Genomic DNA, 22,892 nt, shown 5'->3' with positions numbered 1-22,892 from the left:
GTGCCGCGCAACGCTGGTGGGGCAGGGTTAGTGCACCCTCACTCCGGTAGGCTCCGTGCCCGACATGACTGACACCGAGCCGATCCTGCATCGGGAGCTCACCGACGTCTCCGAAGCGGTCCGTGCGGTGCCGCCGCCGCCGGTGCCGGTGTTGGCCGCGCCGTTCGAGGTCCGCCTGGTCGACCCGGATGCCGACGCGGCGACGATCGCGGAATGGATGAGCCGGCCGCACCTGGTGGAGGCGTGGGAGTCCGACTGGCCGGTGCAGCGCTGGCGCCGCTACCTGGCCGCCCAGCTGGCCGGGGACTATTCCCGCCCGCTGTTGGTGGGCCTGCGCGGGAAGTACCACGGCTACATCGAAATCTACCGGGCGGCAAAGGATTCCATCGCTCCGCGATACGACGCAGATCCGTATGACCTCGGCATGCACGCCGCGATCGCCGATCTGGCAATCGTCAACCGGGGGATCGCGCCGTTGCTGCTGCCGCGCGTGGTGGCCAGCCTGTTCGAGCTGGAGCCCCGTTGCCGCCGGATCATGTTCGACCCCGACCACCGCAACACCGGCGCCCGGCGGTTGTGTGAGTTCGCCGGCTGCGAATTTCTCGGCGAGCACGACATGGCCAACCGGCGGATGGCGCTGTACGCGCTGGCGCGTCCCGAGCCGGTCTAGCCCGGTCTGGCCGCCCGTCCGCGCGAGTGGGGACCCCACGACGCGGCTCCGGCGAGTCGCGTCGGGTATGTCCCACTCGCGGATCAGTCGGCGGCTGTGTGGTTGCCGATCAACTCCGCGTAGCCGTCGTGGTCGGGCTGCATTCCGGCCGCCACCAGTTCCCAGAGCACCTCGTCGGTGCCGCCACCGACCCGGGCCAGCTTCATGTCCCGCCACCAGCGTCCCAGCGGCGTCTCGTCGACCAGGTAGCCCGAGCCGCCGAAGATGTGCATGCACTCGCCCAGCACCTCTTCGCCGAGCCGCGCGGCGGTCACCTTCACCGCAGCGGCGGCGCGCAGGTCCAGCCGGCCCCTGGCGGCGATACCGACCAGCCCGTACCGCAGCAGATCCACCCGGGACTGCAGATCGGCCATCCGCAGCCGCAGGGCCTGATGTTCGAACAAGGTGGCCCCGAACTGGCGGCGGTTGACCATCCGGGCGTGGGTGATGCCCAGCACGACCTGACAGGACGAGGCCACCTGCCCGGCGATCGACATCCGCTCGTGCGCCAGCCCCCAGGAGATCGCCGCCAGGCCGGTGCCCGCCCGGGCGATCAGTGCGTCGGCGGGCACCCAGGTGTCGATGTGCACCGCTGCGGTGTCCAGCGGCCCGGCGCCGACCTTGCGGTAGGGCGCCTGCACGTCGACCTGCTCGGTGGGGACGGCGATCAGCATGACGTTGCCGTGCCGGCTGTTCTCGTCGTGGTCGACGCTGCGGGCCACCACGATGATGTAATCGGCGATCGGGGACAGCGAGACGAACTTCTTGATCCCGCGAACCGTGAAACCATCACGCTCGGAACGGGCTTCGGTGCCTACGATCTGCAGGTCCGAACCACCGGACTCCTCCGAGGCGCCGATGCACAGCACCGCGTCGCCGAGGATCGCCTGTTCGCAGACGGCCTTGAGATGATCGGAGCGGGCGAATCGGCGCAGGATGGCGATCGCCGAATCGTGCAGGCTGACCCCGACGCCGATTCCGGCCGATCCGGTTCGGCCCAGCGCGAACGCCAACTCGACGAGTTTGTCCAGGTCCGGGTGGGGGTTGCCGGCCGGACCCCACTTCTGCGCGAAAACTCCGCTCTGGCCCAGGTGTTCGAGTAACTTGCGCGGAAACCGTTCGGTGGCTTCGGCTTCGGCGGTCCAGTCGGTGACCTGTTGGCCGAAGGCCAAGCCGAGCAGTTCGCGGTATTCGTCGACGTTCATGAGCGCGCGGCCTCCAGGTTCTGTTTGACTTCCAGCCGCCGCAACTTCCCGGAGGAGGTGCGCGGTAGCGATCCCGGTGCCACCAGCACCACATCGGCTGGCACGACCCCGCATTCAGACGCCACCCGGGCGAGTACCTCGCCACGGGCGCCCTCGGCGTCGGGGCCGCGGAACTCGGCGGTGATCACCAGACCCGGCCGGGCCGCACCCTCGCCGGTGCCCACGGCCACCACCGCGCCGTCGCGCACTCCGCGCACCTGCGCGGCGACCCGCTCGATCTCGGTCGGGAACACGTTGCGCCCGGCCACCGAGATGACCTCCATGGCGCGCCCGCACACCACCAGTCCACCCTCGGTGAGGTAACCGAGATCCCCAGTGGGGAACCAGGTTTCAGCCGCCAAGGGTGAGTCGCCCAGATACCCCGACATCAGTGAGGAGCCCCGGATCTCGATGGCGCCGGCATGCGGTTCGCCGGTGTCGGTGACTCGCAGCTCCATGCCGGAGATCGGTTCGCCCAGGATCGCGTGCCGGCGTCCGCCTACCTCGTCATAGCGCAGGCCGGTGCCGGGGTGCGGCATCGTCACCGCGCAGGTCGCCTCGGCCAGGCCGTAGGACGGGCAGGGCGCGCCGGGGTCGAATCCGAACCGGCCCAACTCGGTGCAGAACCGTTCCAACCCGGCGCAGTCGATCGGTTCGCCGCCGTTGATCGCCACTCGTACCGCGCTCAGGTCGACGTCGGGCACCCGGCGGGCGTACTTGCCGATCACGCTGTAGGCGAAGTTGGGCGCGGCGGTCAGGGTGGCGCGGCTGTCGTGCAGCCACTGCAGCCAGCGGAACGGCGACGCCGCGAACGCGGTGGTGGGGGCCAGCCAGACCGGCGCCCCGAGCAGCATCGCGGACAGCAGGAACGTCAGACCCATGTCGTGGTAGAGCGGCAGCCACGTGCATCCGATGTCGTCCTTGCCGACCCCGGTCCGATCGATGAGGCCGCGCAGGTTGCTCAGCATCGCCTCCGGCGACAACAGGGCGGTGCGCGGCGTTCCGGTGGAGCCGGCGGTGCCCTGCAGCACCGCCGGTGCCTCGGTCGGCACCGGAGCCAGCGTGGCCGACGGTGGCCGGCGTGCGGCGTCGGTGACGTCGATGACGGTCAGTGTGGTGTCCTGCGCCCACAGCAGGCTCAGCACCGACTCGGTGCCGAACACCACGTCGACGCCGATCCGGGCGAACCGGTCCAGGGTGGCGTGCGCCCACTGCGCGGGGTCGGCGCCACGCACCGGTCCGGGCAGGATCGACACGGCGCGCCCGGCCAGCCAGGCGCCCGGGATCGCGGCCACGAACTCGGCCGTCGGCTCTCCGACGAGCCCGACGGCACCGGGCAGGCCGGTGTCCAGGATCCGCGCGGCGATGCTCCGCGCGTAGTCGTGCACCTGCGCCCAGGGCCGGGGAGCCCACTCGCCGGTTGTGCGGTCCAGTACCACCAGGTCGTGCGGGGACGCCGTCATCGCCTCGGTCAGGGCGACCGCCAGGACGCTCACTTGTCGGCCGGCACCTTGGCCAGGATCGCCGCCTCCAGCTCGCCGACGGTGTCGCAGGTCAGCAGGTCCTGTTCGTCGAGTACCGCGCCGAGCCGGTCCTCGATGGCCACCATCCCGATCGCGAACGCCACCGAGTCCATGCCCAGGTCATCGACGAGGCGGGCGTCGGGAGTGGCGCGTTTGACGTCGATCTGAAGGTCGTCGCGCAGGATCTCCTGCAGGGTGGCGCGTACCGCCGCCGAGTTCGGGGAAGTCATGGCGATCGACCTTACTCGGTCAAGTTATGCAAGCCTATGCTTACCCGGTCGCGGGGGAGATTTGCCGACAAGACGCGGCGCGGGTCGCAAGCTGTGCCCGCCGGAAAGACGGCTGAAAAGGGCGGCTTAACGTCGCGATCAGGGGTGGTGGACGCCGTCGCGGTGTGCCAGCATCGATGCTATGAAAGCGCGCCGATCGGGCGTATTGCTGGGTGTTTTGGTGGCAGCCTGGACACTGTCCGGCGCGCCGGGCGTCCTTCCCCCCGCGTCCGCCGCCTGTCCCGACGTGGAGGTGACCTTCGCCCGTGGCACTGCCGAGCCGCCCGGCGTCGGCGGAGTCGGACAGAAGTTCATCGATGCACTGCGCTCCCAGGTCGGGGGACGGTCCCTGGCGGTGTATGCGGTCAACTACCCGGCAGGCCAAGACTGGCCGCCGTCGGCGTCCGACGGCGCCGGCGATGCGAACGCTCACGTGCAATACATGGTTGCGAACTGTCCCAACACCAAGCTGGTGCTTGGCGGGTATTCCCAAGGTGCGATGGTCATCGATCTCATCACCATCGCGCGGGCATCGGTGGCGGGCTTCAACGCCGCGACCCTGTCGGCGGACGAAGCCGAACACGTGGCCGCGGTCGCGGTCTTCGGGAATCCGACCAACAGGTATCTGGGGGGACCGGTCAGCGAGATCAGCCCGTGGTACGGGGCCAAGGCCATTGATCTGTGTGCGGACGGCGATCCGATCTGCTCTCCGGGCGCCCTCGCGCTGCCTTCGCACGACGAGATGTTCTCCGCGCCGCACCTGTCCTACGCGCAGTCGCCGATGCCCGGCCAGGCCGCGGCTTTCGTGGCCGGCCGTATCTGAGCCGCCTTACCCGACTACCTCCGAAGCCCAGTACTCGCGCAGGCTGGCGATCAGCTCACCGGCGAACTCCAAGATGGCCACTTCCCGCATCCGTTTTCGCACGCCCTGGACGCGGTCGTCGAAGGTTGCTTCCCACTCGGCGATCACCGTGACGCCGTCGGTTGCGGGGTAGAGGTTGAGCAGCCGGGCGTCGATGTCGGTCTGTCCCTCGACGACCTTGGACTGCCAATAGTTCCGGATCCCGGCTCGGGTGCGGATCGGTTCGCCCAGCACCCGTTCGTGGTAGGTGGCGTCGTCGGTGAAAATCGTGACGATGAGCTCGGGGTCCTGCTGCATCCACGCCCGCAGATAGGTGTCAATCGTGCCGCGGATATCCATCAGGGGAGTGTGGCTCACGCGGGGCGCTGTCTTCGCCGAACGTGTAATCAGCCCGGAAAAATCGCCACGAGATCGGGCTCAGTGCACGCTCGGCGCAGCGGCGGGCCTAGGACCGGCAGAGGGCGGGTCGGGGGCCGGCGCCGCGGTGCCCGGATTTCCGGCCCGCCCCTGATGGGGGTAACCTGACGCGGGGGAATTAGGGCAGCCTTTACTAACACATGCGAGGGGATCGGATGGCCGTCGACGACACCTCGGCCGCCGCGGGCTTCCCGTCCTGGATCGGCCACTTTGCCGGGCCCGGCGCCGCGACTCTGGTGTTCCCGCACGCCGGCGGCGCGGCGGTGAACTACCGCCCGTTGGCGCTGGCGCTGGCCACCGGTGCCGACACCTACGTCATGCAGTATCCGCAGCGTGCCGACCGGTTTCGGGAACCCCCCGCCGAGACCCTGCCGGAGCTGGCCCGCAGCCTGTTCGACGCCGGGCCCTGGCATCAGCTCGGCCCCCTGCGACTGTTCGGCCACAGCATGGGCTCGATCGTCGCGTTCGAGTTCGCCCGGATCGCCGAAGAGCGAGGCATCGAGATTCAGCGACTGTGGGCCTCCTCGGGACCGGCGCCGGGCTTGGTGGCCGGGCTGCGCAAGCTGCCCACCGGCGACGCCGAACTGCGCGCCGAACTGGCCGAACTGGGCGGCACCGATCCGCGGCTGCTGGCCGACCAGGAATTCCTCTCCCTGCTGCTGACCCCGGTGCGCGCGGACTACCTGGCCTTCAACCGTTACCGGTGTGCACCCGAGGCCACCATTGCCGGCGATATCAACGTGCTGGGCGGCCGGTCCGACGAGCGGGTGGGCACCGACCTGCTGGAGCGCTGGGCCGACCACACCACCGGCGCATGCACGGTGTCGATGTACGACGGCGGGCACTTCTACCACTACGAGCACATCGAGACCCTTGCGAAGCGGATCATCACCGATGACTGACCGGCCCGAGGACCCGGTCGTCATCACCGGCCTCGGTGTCGAGGCGCCCGGTGGAATCGACACCGCCGAGGAATACTGGTCGCTGCTGGCCGAGGGCCGTGAGGCCCTGAGCGCCATCCCGGAGGACCGGGATTGGGCGGTGCGCGAACTCATCGAGGGCTCGCACCGCGACGGCTTCAAACCCATCTGCAACGTCGGCGGATTCCTGACCGGTGCCACCGAATTCGATCCCGGATTCTTCGGCATCGCACCGCGCGAAGCCATCGCGATGGACCCGCAGCAACGGGTTGCGCTGCGGGTGGCCTGGCGAGCCCTTGAGGACGCCGGCATCAACCCCGAGGAACTCAGCGGCCATGACGTCGGCGTCTATCTCGGCGCGTCGGTCACCGGCTACGGCCCGGACATGGCGCAGTTCACCGACCACAGCGGTCATCTGCTGCCGGGTACGGCGCTGTCGGTGATCTCCGGTCGCGTCGCCTACGTCCTCGGGCTGGCGGGTCCGGCCATCACCGTCGACACCTCCTGCTCATCGGCGCTGTCCGCTGTGCACCTGGCGGTACGGGCGATCCAGAGCGGTGACGCCGACATGGCGCTCGCCGGCGGGGTCTGCGTGATGGGCTCGCCCGGATTCTTTGTCGAGTTCTCCAAGCAGCACGCGCTGTCCGACGACGGCCACTGCCGGCCCTACAGCGCTGCCGCCACCGGAACGGTGTGGGCCGAAGGCGCAGGAATTTTTGTGCTGCAACGGAAATCGGCTGCGCTGCGCGAGCACCGGCACATCTACGGCGAGGTGCTGGCCAGCCGGCTCAACCAGGACGGCCACACCACCGGCCTGCTCACGCCCAGCGAGCAGGCCCAGCAGCGACTGTTCCGGCACGCCCTGAACGAAGCCGGCCTGCACCCCACCCAGGTCGGGATGATCGAGGGCCACGGGACCGGGACGCGGGTCGGCGATCCCGTGGAACTGCGGTCGCTGATCAACGTCTACGGCACCGAGACGAACCCAGGCGCCGGCCCGCGACTCGGTTCGGTCAAGTCCAACATCGGCCACACCCAGGCCGCAGCGGGCGCACTCGGCCTGACCAAGGTGCTGCTGGCCGCCGAGCACGAGGCGATCCCGCCCACCCTGCATGTGCGCGACGGCTGGCACGACGGCATCGACTGGGACGGCGGGGTCGGCGGGGGCATCACGCTGGCCGAAACCATCACCGCCTGGCCGGCCGCCGACGGGCGCCGGATCGGCTCGGTCTCGGCGTTCGGGATGAGCGGCACCAACGCGCACCTGATCGTCGCGATGGACGCAGCGGACCAAAATTCCCAGGCAGCGGTGCCGTGCTGAGCAGCCACCCCACCGTCCTGCCCGACGGCCGCATCCCGGTGCTGATCTCGGCGCACGCCCGCGACCTGGTGGCCGCCGAGGCCGGCGCGCTGGCGGGCTACCTGCGCCGGCGCCCCGCCGCGGTCGGGGCCGTCGCGCGGACCCTGCGGGCCACCCGCCCGGTGCGCCGCTACCGTGCGGTGATCCGGGCCCGGGACACCGCCGAGCTCATCGGTGGCCTTGACGCGGTGTACCACGGCGTCGACCACCCGCTGGTGGCCCGATCGCATCATCAGGAGCCCACCCGCACCGCGTTCGTCTTCCCCGGCCAGGGCAACCAGTGGCCCGGCATGGGGGCCGACCTGTTCGGCATCGACGCCTACCGCGCCGAGGCGGATCGCTGCGATGACGCCTTCCGGCGCGCCGGTCATGGCTCGCCGCTGGCCTACCTGCGCGGCACCGACGACCGCCGCACCGATCCGGTGGTGGTGCAGGCCGCACAGTTCACCCACGCCGCCGCGCTGGCCGCCACCTGGCGGCATTTCGGTGTACTGCCCGACATCACCGTCGGCCACAGCCTCGGCGAGCTCGCCGCCGCCTACACCGCCGGGGTGGTCGACCTGGACGCCGCGGTGGCGGTGGTGGCCGCACGGGCGCAGTTGACCGACCAGCTGGCCGAGCAGGCACCGGATCGATTCGGTATGGCGGTGATCGCCCTGAGCGCCGAGGTGGCCGCCGAGATCATCACCGACATCTCCGGCTGGCTGGAGCTGTCGGTGGTCAACGGGCCCGAATCGGTGGTCGTCTCCGGCGAATGGGCCGCAGTAGAGCAGATGCTGGAGTGCGCCGGACGGCGTGGGGTGTTCGCCCGCGAACTCCCGGTGCGCTATCCCGGCCACACCAGCGCCCTGGAGGCCCTGCGGGACCGGATGATCGGGCAGCTTCCCGACGCGCAATTCCACAGCACCCCGGTGGAATTCATCGGCTCGGTGTACGGTGGGCCGATCCCGGATGCAGTAGCGTTCCGGCAGTACTGGTTTGACAATCTGCGCAGGCAGGTCCGGTTCGACCTGGCCACCGCCGCCGCGGTGGCGCGCGGTGTCACCACGTTCATCGAGATGTCGGCGCATCCCACCCTGCTCGTCGCGCTCGGCGACACCGCGGACACCGCACAGGTGCTGGGCAGTACCGACCGTGACCACCTGGCCGACGAGGCACTGGCAGCCAACATCGCCTCCGCGGCGATCGCCGATCCCGGCTACCGATGGCGAGACTTCGTGCGGGAGGACGCCGGCGCACCGCTGCGTCATTTCCCGCATGCCCCGATGCACACCACCAGACTGTGGGCCGCCCCCGAACCGCCCCCGCAGCGGCATCGGCTGCCGGTGGTCATGAGCGAGCGTTGGCTACCGGTCGGGGATCCGGGCCAGCGGCCCGCGCGGGTAGCCGTCATCGACTACACCGGCGGGGCGCCTGATCTGACCGACCAGCTGTTGGCGGTCCTGGATGCCTCTGATGCCGAGGCGGTGGACCCCGCCGCCGCCGAATTGCTCCTGCTGGTGGCTCCGGCCGCTGACGAAGCTGATATCGCCACGGCAGCAATTGAATTCGCCGGTCAGGCGGCCGGCCAGGCCGCGGTGGCGCCCGGACCGAACTGCCGCCGGGTATGGCTGCTGACCCGTGGCGCCGAATGCCTCGACGGTGATCCGGCACCGCGCCCGGGCGCTGCCGCGCTGGCAGCGCTGCACCGCAGCGTCGGATTCGGCTACCCCGACCAGACGTTCGCACACCTGGATCTGCCGGTGCAGCCCACCGCGGCGGACGTGCGCGCCGCGGTCGCCGTACTCTCGCTGACCGACACCGAGGTCGCGGTGCGTTCCGGAGAGCTCGCGGTGCGCCGGTTGCTCCAATCCCCGGCCGCCCGGGCGCTGCCCGCGATCCCGGAGAGTGTGGTGATCAGCGGTGGCACCGGTGCCATCGGGATGGCCTACGCGGCGTTCTGCGCCGAACGCGGCGCTCGCAACCTCGTCCTGCTCAGCCGCAGCGGGGCCGGTGATGCCGTTGCGGCGCAGCTGGATGCGCTGCGCTCGCGCACCGGCGCCCGAATCACCGCGATCCGGTGCGACATCACCGACGACGCGGCACTCGCGGCGGTGATCGCGCAACACCGTCCCGAGCCGGCCGGGCTCTTGGTACACACCGCATCGGCGGAAGCCGTTGCCGTCGAGAAGATCACCGGAGCCGACGTTCGGGATGCGCTCGGCGCCAAGGTGATCGGACTGGACAACCTGGCGCGGTGCTGGCCGCTGCACGCCGACGCCCGGGTGCTGGTCTGTTCGTCGGTGTTGGCGCTGTGGGGCGGGTCGGGGCACGGCCTGTACGCGGCGGCCAATCGGATGGCCGACGCCCTGGTTGCCCGGCTGCGGACGCAGGGCCGCAACGCCAGCGCTGTCCGGTGGGGCCTATGGGAGAGCGTGGCCGTGGTCCGCGGCGAGGAGAAGGACCGGATCGCCCGGACCGGGCTCACACCGATGCCACCCGAGGCCGCGATCACCGCCGGGCTGGTCGCCGAGCCGAGCGATCCGGTGATCCTGACCGCCGACTTCGACCGGCTGGCGGTGTTCTTCGACAGTCAGGGCGTGCCCTTGCCGTTCGACGAGTCGCTGGTGACATCGCCGACCGATTACACAGCGGACCGTCCGGTCGCCGAGGTGGTGGCCGCCGAACTGGTGACGGTGCTCGGGCTGGACGGGACGGACGACATCGACATGCACCGGGCCCTGGTCGATCTCGGCCTGGATTCACTGCTGGCGCTGGATCTGCGTAAGCGACTGGGACGGGCGACCGGCCGGCGAGTGGCGCTCGGTCCACTGCTGGCCGGAATGACCGGAGCCCAGCTGACGGCGGCGCTGCGTGATGACGCAGCGCCGGCCGGGCGATGCGAAAGGACTGTATTCACCCATGACTGACACCGGCGGTTTAGCGAGGCTCGACGGAGGAGAGGCGAAGCTGGAACCGCCGCATGACACCGGCGGTTCAGCGAGGCTCGACGGAGGAGAGGCGAAGCTGGAACCGCCGCATGACACCGGCGGTTTAGCGAGGCTCGACGGAGGAGAGGCGAAGCTGGAACCGCCGCATGACACCGTCGACCAGGCGAGCAACTCCCGCGAGCGGCGGCTGGAACTGCTGCGCCGCCGGCTCACCGAACGCGGGCTGGCCACCAGCGCGCCGGCCGCCGGACCGTTGACGATGAGCGACGGTCAGCGTCGGATGTGGTTCGTCCAAGCCCTCGACCCGGACGGCACCGTCGCCAACATTGCCCTCTCCTACCGGCTGACCGGGCCGCTGGACGGCGCCCGGTTGGGGGCCGCGCTGGCCGCGGTGGCCGCCCGGCACCCGGTGTTGCGCACCGTCTATTCCGTCGACGACGCCGGTGAACCCCAGGCGGTGCTCGCCGAGGTCACCCCCGGCTTCGCCACACACGACCTGTCCGATCTGGCCGAACAAGCCCGGGCGCTGCGGCTGGAGGTGCTCGCCCAGCGTGAGTTCGCCACCCCGTTCCGGCTGGAATCCGATGCCCCGCTGCGGCTCACCCTGGTCCGAGTACGGCCGGACGAACACATTCTCCTGCTGGTGGCCCACCACATCGCCTGGGACGACGCCTCCTGGGCGGCATTCTTCGCCGACCTGACCGCCGCCTACACCGACCCCGAGGCGTTCGCCGCCCGCCCACCCGTGAACGTCGTGCCGTCGCCACCGAGCTCCAACCACGACGCGGAGCTGAACTACTGGCGCAATCTGCTGGCCGATCCACCGGACCCGCTGGAGCTGCCCGGTCCGCGGGGTTCGGCGGTGCCCCGTACCCTGCGCTCCGGCCTGTGCACCCGGGCCCTGCCCGCCGAGCTGATGGACGGCATCGCCGACCTGGCGCGCAGCAACGGCGCCACGCCCTACATGGTGATCGCCGCCGCGTTGACCGCACTGATCCACCGCTACACGGCCACCGACGACTTCCTCATCGCCTCACCGGTGCTCAACCGAACTGCCGGCACCGAGGACGCGATCGGCTACTTCGGCAACACCGTGGTGCTGCGCGCCCGGGTCAGCGCGTCCGATCGATTCGCCGACCTGCTGGAGCGCACCCGCGACACCGCGCTGGGCGCGTTCGGCCACCAGGGCATCAACCTCGACCGGGTGGTGCGCGAACTCAACCCCGACCGCCGACACGGGGGAGTGGAACGACTCACCCGGCTCAGCTTCGGGCTCCGCGGGGCGAACTGGAACGCTTTCCAGCCGGACGGGATCACTTGCACCCGAGCCGATTACCGCGGAAAGGTCGCCCAGCTGCCGCTGGGAATCATGGTGGAGGCCGGCCCTGACGGCGCGCTGATCGAAGCCGAATACCTGCACGACGTGCTCGACGAGGCGCTGGTCGACCAGCTGCTGCGGCACCTGGTGCAGCTGCTGGCTGCCGCCGTGGCGCAACCGCGGGCATGCGTCGGCGAGCTGGACATGCTCGGCGATGCCGATCGCGCCTGGCTGGACGCGGTGTCCCGCGGACCGGAGTACACGCTGTCCTCCGAGGCGCCGGCCACGCTGGGCACCCTGGTGGCCGACCGGGCTGCGCTCACCCCGGACGCCATCGCCGTCGTCGACGATCACGGCCGCTACAGCTACGCCGAGATCAACGCCCGCGCCAACCGGATCGCGCACCACCTGATCCGGGCCGGTATCGGCACCGAGGACAAGGTCGCGGTGCTGTTCGGCCGCTCGCTGGATCTGGTGGTCACCGCGCTGGGCATCGCCAAGGCCGGTGCCGCCTATGTGCCCGTCGACCCCGAATATCCGCCGGACCGAATTGAATTCATCCTCGGCGACGCCCGGGCGGCGGCGGTGCTGCGCGAGCCTCTGGACGCGGCCGAGTTGGCCGGCCTGCCCGACACCGACCCGACCGACGCGGACCGGGTACGTCCGCTGCGACCGGAGAATCTCGCCTACCTCATCTACACCTCGGGGTCGACCGGATTGCCCAAAGGCGTCGAGGTATCCCACGCTCCGATCACCGAGTACCTGACCTGGTTCGGCGACGAGTACGGCATCGACGACACCGACGTGCTGCTGCAGGTCGCCTCACCGAGCTTCGACGTGTCGGTCGGCGAATTGTTCGGCACCCTGGGAAACGGTGCCCGGCTGGTGATCCCACGGCCGGACGGACTGCGCGACATCGGCTACCTGACCGACCTGCTGCAGCGCGAGGGCGTCACGGCCATGCACTTCGTGCCGTCGCTGCTGGGCCTGTTCCTGTCGCTGCCCGGCGTGAATCAGTGGCGCACGTTGCGGCGCATCCCGATCGGTGGCGAACCGCTGCCCGGCGAGCTGGCGGACAAGTTCCACGCCACCTTCGATGCGCTGCTGCACAACTTCTACGGCCCCACCGAGACGGTGGTCAACTCCACTCGATACAAGGTCGAAGGCACCCAGGGCAGCCGGATTGTGCCGATCGGCAGCCCCAACATCAACACCACCATCCGGCTGCTCGACGACGCCTTGGCGCCCGTGCCGGTCGGGGTGATCGGCGAGATCTACATCGGCGGAACACATGTCGCCCGCGGCTACTTCGACCGCCCCGGCCTGACCGCCGACCGCTTCGTCGCCGATCCGTGGGCGCCCGGCATGCGGATGTACCGCACCGGTGACCTGGCCCGGCGCAATGCCGCCGGTGACCTGGAATTCATCGGCCGCGCCGACGACCAGGTCAAGGTCCGCGGTTTCCGGATCGAGCTCGGCGAGGTGGCCTCGGCGATCTCGGTGGACCCCAGCGTCGGACAGTGCGTGGTGGTGGTGTCCGATCTGCCCGCGCTGGGCCGCAGCCTGGTCGCCTACTTGACACCGAACGAGCAGGGCGCCGCCGAAGAAACCGTGGAGATTCCGCGGATCCGGGCCCGGGTGGCCGCTGCATTGCCCGAATACATGGCCCCGGCGGCCTACGTGGTGGTCGATGACATCCCGATCACCGCTCACGGCAAGATCGACCGCGCTGCCCTGCCGGAGCCGCAGCCGATCGAGACCATGCCGTACCGGGAGCCGCAGACCGACACCGAACACACGGTGGCGCAGCTGTTCTCGCAACTTCTCGGGCGTGACAAGGTCGGCGCCGACGACTCGTTCTTCGACCTCGGCGGCCACTCACTGCTGGCCACCAAACTGGTGGCATCGATCCGCGCCCGCTGCGGGGTGGAGATCGGCATCCGCGACATCTTCGAGGCGAGCACGGTGGCCAGGCTGGCCGCCGCGATCGACCGGGCACCGGCCGCGCAGGACGGGGAGCACGGGCAGGGCCGTCCGGCACTGGACGCGGTGCCGCGCTCCGGGAACCTTCCGGTGTCGGCGTCGCAGCTGCGCACCTGGTTCGCCTACCGGCTGAACCCGGATGCCACCGGCGACAACATTCCGCTGTCGGCCCGGCTCACCGGCCCCTGCGACACCGCCGCCCTGATCGCCGCCATCGGGGACGTGGTGTCCCGCCACGAGAGTCTGCGCACCACGTTCTGCGAGATCGACGGGATGCCCCACCAGGTCATCAATCCGCCCGCGCCGGTGCCGGTAGCCGAATTCACCTGTCCGGAAACCGATCCCGCGGCGGTCGCGGAGTGGACCCGAGCCCGGCTCGAAGAGCAGCGGGGCGTGGTGTTCGACCTGGAGCGGGACTGGCCGATCCGGCCAGCGCTGCTGCACCTGCCCGGCGATGAACGGGTGCTGTCACTGGTGGTGCATCACATCGCCGCCGACCATTGGTCGGTCGAGGTGCTCTTCACCGACCTGCTGATCGCGTACCGCTCCCGGGCCGCCGGCGCACCGCCGTCGTGGGAGCCACCCGCATTGCAGTACGCGGACTTCGCGCACTGGCAGGCCGAGCTGCTGCGCGACGAGTCCGGGCTGATCGACGCGCAGCGCCGCTACTGGATCGAGCAGCTGGCCGGCCTGGCCGACGACACCGGGCCCCGGCCGGATTTTCCGCGCCCGGCCACCGCGAACGGCTCCGGCGATTCGATCCCGTTCACCGTGACGCCGCAGGTGCGGGCCGGGCTGGCGGCGCTGGCCCGGGAGACCGGCGCCACCGAGTTCATGGTGGTGCAGGCCGCAGTTGCGGTGCTGCTGCACCTGGCCGGCAGCGGCGACGACATCCCGCTCGGGGTGCCGATCGCCGGACGCACCGACAACGCACTGGACAACCTGGTCGGCTTCTTCGTCAACATCGTGGTGTTGCGAAACCGGTTGTCGGGCAATCCGACACTGCGCGAGGTGGTGTCCCGGGCGCGGGAAGCCGCACTGGGCGCCTACGCGCATGCCGACCTGCCGTTCGACCGGCTGGTGGAGGCGCTCAACCCGGTCCGGACGCTGTCGCGCAACCCGCTGTTCCAGGTGGTGGTCCACGTCCGCGACGCCGCCGACGTCACCCACGTCATCAACAGCGGCCCGGAGGGTGACCTGGTGTTCCGCACCGTGATGCCGACGTTCGACATCGCGCACGCCGACCTGTCGGTCAACCTGTTCACCACGGCCGACGCCGAGGGTGCCGGCTATGACGGCCACCTGATCTACCGCACCGACCTCTACGAACGCGCCACCGTGGCGCGGCTGGCCGACTGGCTGGGCCGGGTGCTCGCGGCGATGGCAGCCGAACCGGGGCGGACGCTGCGTGACATCACCTTGGTCGACGACGAGCAACGCGACCGCATCCTGCGCCAGTGGAGCCGCGGTGCCGAGGCGCCCGAAGATGCGCCGCGCACCATCGCCGAAGTGCTTGCGGCCAGCCGGAACTTCGCCGGCGTCGCGGCGCGCTGCGCCGGAGCAGAGCTGACCTATCCGCAGCTGCACCACCGCTCCGACCGGCTCGCCGAACTGCTGATCGCATCCGGTGTGCAGCCCGGAACACTGGTGGGACTGTCGGTGCGTCGCGACCTCGACCTGCCGGTCGCGCTGGTCGGCATCATGAAGGCCGGCGCGGGCTACTTCCCGCTGGACCCGAGCTACCCGCGTCAGCGCCTGGAGTTCATGATCGATGATGTTGCGCCGAAGGTCATCATGGTCAGCGCGGCCACCCGGGGCGCGATGCCGGAGACGGACGGCGTGACGCTGCTGTGTCTGGACGACGCGGACGTGCAGGCCGAATTGGCGAAAGACGTTACCGGCGCGGATCTTCCGGTGCCGCAACCGGACGACCCGATGTTTCTGGTGTTCACCTCCGGCTCCACCGGCGTGCCCAAGGGCGTGCTGGGCACGCACCGGTCCATGAGCGCCCGACTGAACTGGCAGCTCGCCCACTACCCGGTGGACGGCGAGGACATCCGGCTGGCCCAGTCGTCGATGACGTTCCTGGAGGGCGGCATGGAGATGCTGGCCGGGCTGGCCGCCGGGGCGACCATGATCCTGGCCGACGACAACGAGTTCCGCGACCCCGAGGCGCTGGCCCGGCTGATCGTGGATAAGCGGGTGGCGCAGGTGACGGCGGTGGCCAGCTTGGTTTCGGTGCTGGCCGATTCCGGCGGTTCAGCGAGGCTCGACGGAGGAGAGCCGAAGCTGGGACCGCCGCATGAACCCGGCGGGGCGCTGCGCGGTCTGCGCCGTCTGGTGTGCAGCGGCGAACCCGTCTCGGCGGACCTGTTGGCCCGGCTGGGCGAGGTACTGGACTCGAAGACTCAGCTGCTCAACAACTTCGGTGCCACCGAGACCTCCGGCGCGGTGGTGCGCGGCGAACTGGCCCCTCCCACACCGAAACTGGGCAGGCCCATTCCGGGAGCGCAGGCCTACCTGCTTGACGACGCGCTGCAACCGGTGCCGCCCGGTGTGGTCGGCGAGGTTTACTACGCCGGCCCGCAGATCGTGCGCGGCTACTGGAAGCGGCCGGGGCTGACCGCAACCCGCTTCGTCGCCAACCCCTTCTCGAACGCGCCCGGCGACCGGCTCTACCGCAGCGGGGATCGCGCCCGCTGGAGCACCGATGGGGTGCTGGAGTTTGTCGGCCGCACCGACCACCAGGTCAAGGTGCGTGGTTTCCGGGTGGAGCTGGCCGAGGTGGAGACCGCGCTGCGGGGGGCGCCCGGGGTGGCGTCGGCGGCCGCCCGCACCTGGGAGCAGCGGGGTGTCACCACGTTGGCCGGCTACCTGGTGCCGGCCGGCCCGGTCGCCGATGCGGCGGAATTCATCGCTTCGGTGCGCACGGCCGTGGCCGCGACGCTGCCGGGTTACATGGTGCCGTCGTCGCTGACCGTGCTGGAAGCCATGCCGCTCACCGACTCCGGGAAACTGAACCGGCCCGCGCTGCCCCAGCCGACGGTGGCCACCCGCGGGGAGGCCGACCCGCCGGTCACCGCGACCGAACGGACCCTGGCCGGTATCTGCGCGGAGTTGTTGGGTGTCCAGGCGATTGGGCGCAGCGACGGGTTCTTCGAACTCGGCGGCGACAGCATCCTCTCGGTGCAACTGGCCGCCCGGGCGCGTGCGGCCGGTCTGGGCATCGATCCGCGGATGATCTTCGAGCATCCGACGTTCGCCGAACTGGCCGCCGCCGCCGACGCCCAGGCCGAGGCCGGCTCAGCGCCCGCGCCCGCCGACACGGCCTTCGAGCCGATGAGTGTTTCGGGCCTGAGCAGCGACGCGCTGGCCGATCTCACGGCGGCATGGGGTGATTCGCCGTGACGGAAGCTGTGACCGACACGGCGGCGCGGCGCGCCGCCGGGCCGTCGATCGAGGACGTGCTGGCACTCTCCCCGCTGCAGCAGGGGCTGTTCTCGCTGGCCAAACTCGCCGGTGAGGTCGACGACGGTGTGGACGTCTACACGGTGCAGTTCGTGATCGACATCGTCGGAACCGTCGACGCCGCGCTGCTGCGCCGTAGCGCGCAGGCCATGCTCGCCCGGCACGCCAACCTGCGGGCGTCGTTCTGGGACGTCGACCTACCGCACCCGGTACAGATCGTGCCGGTGTCAGTCAGCGTCCCGTGGCGAGAGATCAGCGCCGCACCAAGTGAATTCGACACGATCGCACGTACCGAGCGCACCACCAACTTCGACCTGGCCCGCGGGCCGCTGCTGCGATTCCTGCTGGTCCAGTCCGCGCCCGACCAGCACCGGCTGATCCTCACCGTGCACCACCTGCTGCTCGACGGCTGGTCGATGGCGGTGTTCTTCGACGAAATGGTGGCGATCTACCGCGCCGGCGGTGTTGACCCGCTGCCCCCGCCGCGCCCCTACCGCGACTACATCGGCTGGCTGGCGAGCCAGGACACCGATGAAGCCGTCGCCGCCTGGCGCGACTACCTTGCCCCGCTGAGCGCCCCGACCATCCTGGCCGACGGCGAGCCGGCGGTGGTGGGCGGCGCGGTCCCGCAGGCCCACGAGGTGGTGCTGGACAGCGACGACACCGCCCGGCTGACGGAGTGGGTCCGCCGGAACGGTCTGACCCTGAACACCGTGCTGCAGTTCGCCTGGGGGGTGCTGCTCGGCCGGCTCACCGACCGGACCGAGGTGGCGTTCGGCGCGGTGGTGTCGGGCCGTCCGCAACAGCTCACCGGCGTCGAGTCCATGGTCGGCCTGTTCATCAACACCGTGCCGGTGGTCGCGGCGAGCCCGCCCGGTGCTGACGTGGTCGCCACCTGCCAAGCGCTGCAACGCGATACCGCCACCATGCGCGACCTGGGGTACCTGAGCCTGTCGACGGTGCAACGGGCGGCCGGCAACGCCGTCTTCGACACCCTGCTGGTATTCGAGAACGCCCCGATCGGCTCGGCGACGGCCGGAGTCACCACCCCCGACGGCGTGCGCTTCATCCCGGTCACGGTGGAAAGCCTCACGCATTACCCGCTGACCCTGGTCAGCTACCCGCCCCGCGAGGGCCGGCTGAGCGTGCTGCTCGAGGCGGTACCGGATGCGTTGGGAGAGTTGTCGATTCCCGATCTGGGACAGCGGCTGCTGCAGGTGCTGCGCCAACTGGTCGACCCGGCACGGCCCCGCATCGCCGACCTGGACGTGCTGTTGCCCGCCGAGCGGACCCGCCGGGCCGAGCCGGCGCCGCAGCCCGCCACGGCGGTGCCGGCACTGTTCGCCGAAGCCGTTGCCGCATATCCGGACCGCTTCGCGCTCACCGGCGAGGACCGCACGCTGACCTACCGCGAACTGGCGGCCGAATCACGCCGGCTGGCGCGGGCACTGGCGGGGCGGGGGATCGGTCCCGAAGACCGGGTCGCGATCGCACTGGCCCGCTCACTGGATTCGATCGTCGCGATCTTAGCGGTGCTGCAGACCGGTGCGGCCTACGTTCCGGTCGACGTCACCCTGCCGGCCCCCCGAATCGAATCGATTCTGCGCCAATCAGACCCGAAGCTGACGCTCACCGCCGAGATGCTTGCCGAGTTGCGCTCCGACGGCGCGCTGCAGCGGCCGACGCCGGCGACGATCCACCCCGACTCGGCCGCCTACGTCATCTTCACCTCCGGTTCCACCGGGGAACCCAAGGGCGTCATCGGCACCCACCGGGCGCTGGCGTCGTACTTCGCCGACCACCAGCAGCGCATGTACGCGCCGGCGATGGCCCGGCTGGGCAGGGCACTGCGCGTCGCGCACGCCTGGTCGCTGAGCTTCGACGCGAGCTGGCAACCGCTGGTCGGCCTGCTGGGCGGACAGACCGTACACCTGTTCTCGGCCGAGGAGATGCGCGACGCCGAGGCGATCATCGACGGCATCCGGCGGCACCGGCTGGACATGATCGACACCTCGCCGTCGATGTTCACCCAGCTGTTCGACGCGGGCCTGCTCGGCGCCGGATCCGACCACCGCCTCACCGTGCTGGCGCTCGGCGGCGAGGCCATCGCGCCGCACACCTGGGCGCGGCTGCGCGCGGTCTCCGCGGCGTCTTCAGTGGCGGTGCACAACTGCTACGGGCCCACCGAAACCACCGTGGAGGCCGTCGTCGCCGATGTTGCCGACACCGAGGTGCCGGTGATCGGCGAAGCGGTGCGCGGCATGACGGCCTACGTGCTGGATTCCGGGCTGCGAGAGGTCCCCGACGCGGTGGCCGGTGAGCTCTACCTGGCCGGTGAGCAGGTCACCCGCGGCTACCTGGGCCGGGCCGGTGCGACCGCGGCCCGCTACGTGGCCGACCCGTTCCGTGCCGGCGGCCGGATGTATCGCACCGGCGACCTGGTCCGGCGTCGCGCCGACGGCAGCCTGGTCTACCTGGGCCGCGCCGATGACCAGGTCAAGGTCCGCGGCTACCGAGTGGAGATCGCCGAAGTCGAGGCGGCGCTGGCCGCGGCGACGGGGGTGACCGCCGCGGCGGTGCTCCCCGTGCCGGGGCCCACCGGAACACAACTGGCCGGGTTCGTCACCGGCGCGCACGCCGACGCCACCCGGGTGCGCGCCGAGGTCGGCGCCCGGCTGCCCGCCTACCTGATTCCGGCCCGGATCATCGTGGTCGAGTCCATGCCGCTGACCGCCAACGGGAAACTGGACACGGAAAAGCTGGCGGAGCTCCTCGCATCATCCGGCCCCTTTGTCGGCGGCGGCACCGAAGCGGCAACCGACACCGAGCGGGCCCTGGTGGAACTGCTCGCCGAAGTCTTCGACGGTGCGACTCCCGGCGTTGAGACCGATCTGCGGGAGCTGGGCCTGGACAGTATCGTCGCGCTCTCGATGGTTCGGTCGGCGCGACGGCGCGGGCTGCCGCTGCGTCCACGGACGGTCTTGAGCTGCATCACGATTCGGGACCTGGCCGCGGCCCTGGATCGCGAGGTCGACGAAGCCGCTCACGACGGCGCTGCGGTCGCCGATGACGGTCCGATTCCACTGCTGCCCGCCGGCCGCTGGCTCTACCAGTACGGCAGCCCGCGCCGGCTCGGTCAGGTTGAGGCGGTGCGGCTGCCGGCCGACATCGATCCGGGACAGCTGCGGGCAGCGCTGGCCGCGATCGTCGCCGCGCACCCGCTGCTGCGCGCCCGCCTGGACCCGGTCGAGCTGACGCTGCACCCGATCGAGCCCGTCGACGTGCTGACCGAGATAACCGTCGACCAGGCCGATCTTTCCGTGGTGACCGAGCACGGCACCCGGCTGCTGGCGAGCCTGGACCCGGAAGCCGGGGTCATGGTGCGGGCGATCTGGCTACGAGGTCCCGACGGCGCGGGAGTGTTGCTGCTCGGCGCGCATGTGCTGGCGCTGGACCCGGTGTCGTGGCAGGTGATCCTGGGTGAACTGCACGCCGCCCTGGCCGGGGCGGAGCCGCTGCCGGAACGCAGCGGCTACCGGCGTTGGGCGGCCGCATTGACCGCACGGGCGCAATCCCTGGACACCGTGGAGTTCTGGGCCGCCCAACTGGACGGCGATGATCCGCAGCTGGGCGCCCGCCGCGTCGACCCGGACCGCGACCGCGCCGGTGACCTCACGGTGTCGGTGTCCGTCACCGACCCGACGATCACCGCTGCGCTGTTGGCCGCGCAGGTTCCGATGCATGACCTGCTGGTGGTGGCGACCGCGCGGATGATCAACACCTGGCGGACCCGTCGCGGACAGGCCGGGACGGCGCCGCTGCTGGCGTTGGAGACCCACGGGCGTGCCGAGGATGTGGTCTCCGGGGTCGACACCGCCGATATCGCCGGGCTGCTGACCGCGATCTACCCGCTGCGGGTGCCGCAGGCCGACCCGGCCGGAGTCGCCCGGGCACTGGCTGAGATCCCGGGCGGGGGCATCGATTACGGTCTGCTGGCCTACCTGCGCGCCGACACCGCCGAGCGGTTGGCCGGTTATCCCGGCCCCCAGCTGTTGTTGAACTACCTGGGACGCGTCGACCGGGCCGCGGGCGGGCCGGCCCTGGCCCCCGACCTGATCGCCGGGCTGCCGTCGGTGCCAGAACCCGGCCAGGCGGTGCGTCACGAACTGGGCATCTTCGCCGCGGTGGCCGACGTCGGGGCGGGCCAGTCGCTGATGACCCAGTGGCGCACCCTGCCCGACATCCTCGGCGAGGCCGAGATCACGGAGCTGCAAGGGTTGTTCGTCGAGAGCCTCGGCGATCTGGTGGAGGAGCTGCGATGAGCACGCTGGCGGTGGTGGGCGCGGGAGCCAAAGCGGTGGCGGTGGCCGCGAAAGCCGCGGTGCTGCGCGAGATGGGCGTCGCCACACCCGATGTGGTCGCCGTGGAGCGCACCGAGGTGGCCGCCAACTGGCGCGCGGCCGGGGGGTGGACCGACGGCGCGCACCGGCTGGGCACCAGCCCGGAGAAGGACGTCGGCTTCCCGTACCGCTCGGCGTTGGTGGCCGGCCGCAACGCGGAACTCGACGAGCGGATGACGCGTTACAGCTGGCAGTCCTATCTGATCGCCACCGGACAGTTCGCCGAGTGGGTGGACCGGGGCCGGCCGGCCCCGACGCATCTGAGGTGGAGCCAGTACCTGCGTTGGGTGGCCGACGCGGTGGCGCTGACCGTGATCCCCGGGGAGGTGGAGCGGCTGGGGGTCGACGGCGCCGGCTGGGTGTTGCACACCCGTGAGACCGAGGTGGCCGCCGACGCGGTGATGATCACCGGGCCCGGCCAGGCCGAGAAGTCGATCCTGCCCGGCAATCCGTTGGTGCTCTCCATCGCCCAGTTCTGGCATCGGGCCGCTGCCGATCGGATCAGCGCAGAGCGCGTCGCCGTCATCGGTGGCGGTGAGACTGCCGCATCGATGCTCAACGAGCTTTTCCGGCACCGGGTTTCGACCATCACCGTGATCTCCCCGCAGGTGACGCTGTTCACCCGAGGAGAGGGCTTCTTCGAGAACACGCTGTTCTCCGACCCCATCGACTGGACCGCGCTGACTCTGGCCGAGCGGCGGGATGCGCTGGCCCGCACCGACCGCGGGGTGTTCTCGGCGCGCGTGCAGGATGCGCTGCTGGCCGATGACCGGATCCGCCACCTGCGGGGCCGGGTCGCGCACGCCGTTGCCCGGGACGGCCGAATCCGCCTGACGCTGAGCACCAACCGCGGTGGCGAGAACTTCGAGACCGTACACGGTTTCGACCTGGTGATCGACGGCTCCGGGGCCGACCCGCTGTGGTTCGTGTCGCTGTTCGGACAGGACACCTTGGATCTGCTGGAACTGGGGCTGGGCGGTCCGCTGTCCGGGGACCGACTGGCCGAGGCGATCGGCCACGACCTGGCCGTCACCGACGTCACGCCGAAACTTTTCCTGCCCAACCTGGCCGGCCTCACCCAGGGCCCCGGTTTCCCCAACCTGAGCTGTCTGGGGCTGCTGTCCGACCGGGTCCTGGGCCCCCACCTGTCCGCTGCGCCACTCATTTCCCCCGCGAGCAGACGCAGAATCGCACTCGACGGCTCCGCCGCGTGCGATTCTGCGACTGCTCGCGTTGCCGACACCGAGGAGAACCGATGAGCACCAATCCCTTTGATGACGAGAGCGGCAGCTTCTACGTGCTGATCAACGACGAGGAGCAGTACAGTCTGTGGCCCACCTTCGCCGACGTTCCCGCCGGATGGCGGGTGGTCTACGGGGGTGAGCAGGGCGCCGCTCGGGCGGCCTGCCTGGAGTACGTCGAAGCGCATTGGAACGACCTGCGGCCCAAGAGTCTTCGTGACGCCATGGCGGCCGAACGGGGATAGCCG

Annotated in this window: 13 protein-coding genes; 9 read left to right on the top strand and 4 right to left on the bottom strand. The window is 70.6% G+C overall.

The features are described 5' to 3' along the window. Positions 1-64 precede the first annotated feature (64 nt). Positions 65-670 (top strand): GNAT family N-acetyltransferase, encoded by a 606-nt coding sequence (locus AWC16_RS04025; RefSeq protein WP_085263496.1) that lies wholly within the window; start codon positions 65-67, stop codon positions 668-670. 83 nt (positions 671-753) lie between these two features. Here the strand turns inward: AWC16_RS04025 and mbtN are convergent, their stop codons facing one another. From mbtN to AWC16_RS04010, 3 genes are read right to left on the bottom strand one after another with little or no spacing between them, the layout of a single operon-like run. Then, complete coding sequence (gene mbtN / locus AWC16_RS04020) at positions 754-1,914, bottom strand: mycobactin biosynthesis acyl-ACP dehydrogenase MbtN (protein ID WP_085263495.1); 1,161 nt, start codon at positions 1,912-1,914, stop codon at positions 754-756. Continuing rightward, positions 1,911-3,449: a long-chain-fatty acid--ACP ligase MbtM gene (mbtM, locus tag AWC16_RS04015; protein WP_085263494.1), complete on the bottom strand. Its 1,539-nt coding sequence runs from the start codon at positions 3,447-3,449 to the stop codon at positions 1,911-1,913. Before mbtM ends, mbtN begins: the two co-directional genes overlap by 4 nt. Then, on the bottom strand, positions 3,446-3,706 hold the full coding sequence (locus tag AWC16_RS04010) for an acyl carrier protein (protein ID WP_085263493.1): 261 nt from the start codon (positions 3,704-3,706) through the stop codon (positions 3,446-3,448). Before AWC16_RS04010 ends, mbtM begins: the two co-directional genes overlap by 4 nt. A 181-nt stretch (positions 3,707-3,887) precedes the next feature. Here AWC16_RS04010 and AWC16_RS04005 point away from each other — a divergent pair, with 181 nt between their 5' ends. After that, complete coding sequence (locus AWC16_RS04005; protein WP_109561265.1) at positions 3,888-4,568, top strand: cutinase family protein; 681 nt, start codon at positions 3,888-3,890, stop codon at positions 4,566-4,568. A 6-nt stretch (positions 4,569-4,574) separates the two neighbouring features. Here the strand turns inward: AWC16_RS04005 and AWC16_RS04000 are convergent, their stop codons facing one another. Next, on the bottom strand, positions 4,575-4,946 hold the full coding sequence (locus AWC16_RS04000; protein WP_085263492.1) for a nuclear transport factor 2 family protein: 372 nt from the start codon (positions 4,944-4,946) through the stop codon (positions 4,575-4,577). A gap of 233 nt (positions 4,947-5,179) precedes the next feature. On the opposite strand from AWC16_RS04000, the gene AWC16_RS03995 reads away from it, so the two are divergent. The 7 genes from AWC16_RS03995 to AWC16_RS03965 are packed head-to-tail and all read left to right on the top strand — an operon-like array spanning position 5,180 to position 22,889. Next, positions 5,180-5,926: a thioesterase II family protein gene (locus AWC16_RS03995; RefSeq protein WP_085263491.1), complete on the top strand. Its 747-nt coding sequence runs from the start codon at positions 5,180-5,182 to the stop codon at positions 5,924-5,926. Further along, positions 5,919-7,265, top strand: a complete 1,347-nt coding sequence (locus tag AWC16_RS03990; protein WP_085263490.1) for a beta-ketoacyl [acyl carrier protein] synthase domain-containing protein — start codon at positions 5,919-5,921, stop codon at positions 7,263-7,265. The genes AWC16_RS03995 and AWC16_RS03990 overlap by 8 nt, the downstream gene beginning before the upstream one ends. Continuing rightward, complete coding sequence (locus tag AWC16_RS03985) at positions 7,259-10,213, top strand: SDR family NAD(P)-dependent oxidoreductase (RefSeq protein ID WP_085263489.1); 2,955 nt, start codon at positions 7,259-7,261, stop codon at positions 10,211-10,213. Before AWC16_RS03990 ends, AWC16_RS03985 begins: the two co-directional genes overlap by 7 nt. Continuing rightward, positions 10,206-16,943, top strand: a complete 6,738-nt coding sequence (locus AWC16_RS03980; RefSeq protein ID WP_234812118.1) for a non-ribosomal peptide synthetase — start codon at positions 10,206-10,208, stop codon at positions 16,941-16,943. The genes AWC16_RS03985 and AWC16_RS03980 overlap by 8 nt, the downstream gene beginning before the upstream one ends. After that, positions 16,940-21,325 (top strand): non-ribosomal peptide synthetase, encoded by a 4,386-nt coding sequence (locus AWC16_RS03975; protein ID WP_234812117.1) that lies wholly within the window; start codon positions 16,940-16,942, stop codon positions 21,323-21,325. The genes AWC16_RS03980 and AWC16_RS03975 overlap by 4 nt, the downstream gene beginning before the upstream one ends. Then, entirely contained in the window at positions 21,322-22,662 is a 1,341-nt protein-coding gene (gene mbtG, locus AWC16_RS03970; RefSeq protein WP_234812116.1) for an NADPH-dependent L-lysine N(6)-monooxygenase MbtG, read from the top strand. Before AWC16_RS03975 ends, mbtG begins: the two co-directional genes overlap by 4 nt. Next, positions 22,659-22,889 (top strand): MbtH family protein, encoded by a 231-nt coding sequence (locus AWC16_RS03965; RefSeq protein WP_085263487.1) that lies wholly within the window; start codon positions 22,659-22,661, stop codon positions 22,887-22,889. Before mbtG ends, AWC16_RS03965 begins: the two co-directional genes overlap by 4 nt. Positions 22,890-22,892: the final 3 nt, after the last annotated feature.

The sequence above is a fragment of the Mycolicibacter longobardus genome (genome assembly GCF_002102265.1).
GTDB classification, from domain to species: Bacteria; Actinomycetota; Actinomycetes; order Mycobacteriales; family Mycobacteriaceae; genus Mycobacterium; species Mycobacterium longobardum.
This window is presented reverse-complemented; position numbering and strand designations above follow the sequence as displayed.

Coding starts and splice junctions, on each gene's coding strand:
- AWC16_RS04010 (WP_085263493.1), bottom strand. CDS start 3,706: ATGACTTCCCCGAACTCGGCGGCGGTACGCGCCACCCTGCAGGAGATC.
- AWC16_RS03965 (WP_085263487.1), top strand. CDS start 22,659: ATGAGCACCAATCCCTTTGATGACGAGAGCGGCAGCTTCTACGTGCTG.
- AWC16_RS03995 (WP_085263491.1), top strand. CDS start 5,180: ATGGCCGTCGACGACACCTCGGCCGCCGCGGGCTTCCCGTCCTGGATC.
- AWC16_RS04025 (WP_085263496.1), top strand. CDS start 65: ATGACTGACACCGAGCCGATCCTGCATCGGGAGCTCACCGACGTCTCC.
- AWC16_RS04000 (WP_085263492.1), bottom strand. CDS start 4,946: ATGGATATCCGCGGCACGATTGACACCTATCTGCGGGCGTGGATGCAG.
- AWC16_RS03990 (WP_085263490.1), top strand. CDS start 5,919: ATGACTGACCGGCCCGAGGACCCGGTCGTCATCACCGGCCTCGGTGTC.
- mbtN (WP_085263495.1), bottom strand. CDS start 1,914: ATGAACGTCGACGAATACCGCGAACTGCTCGGCTTGGCCTTCGGCCAA.
- AWC16_RS03980 (WP_234812118.1), top strand. CDS start 10,206: ATGACTGACACCGGCGGTTTAGCGAGGCTCGACGGAGGAGAGGCGAAG.
- AWC16_RS04005 (WP_109561265.1), top strand. CDS start 3,888: ATGAAAGCGCGCCGATCGGGCGTATTGCTGGGTGTTTTGGTGGCAGCC.
- mbtG (WP_234812116.1), top strand. CDS start 21,322: ATGAGCACGCTGGCGGTGGTGGGCGCGGGAGCCAAAGCGGTGGCGGTG.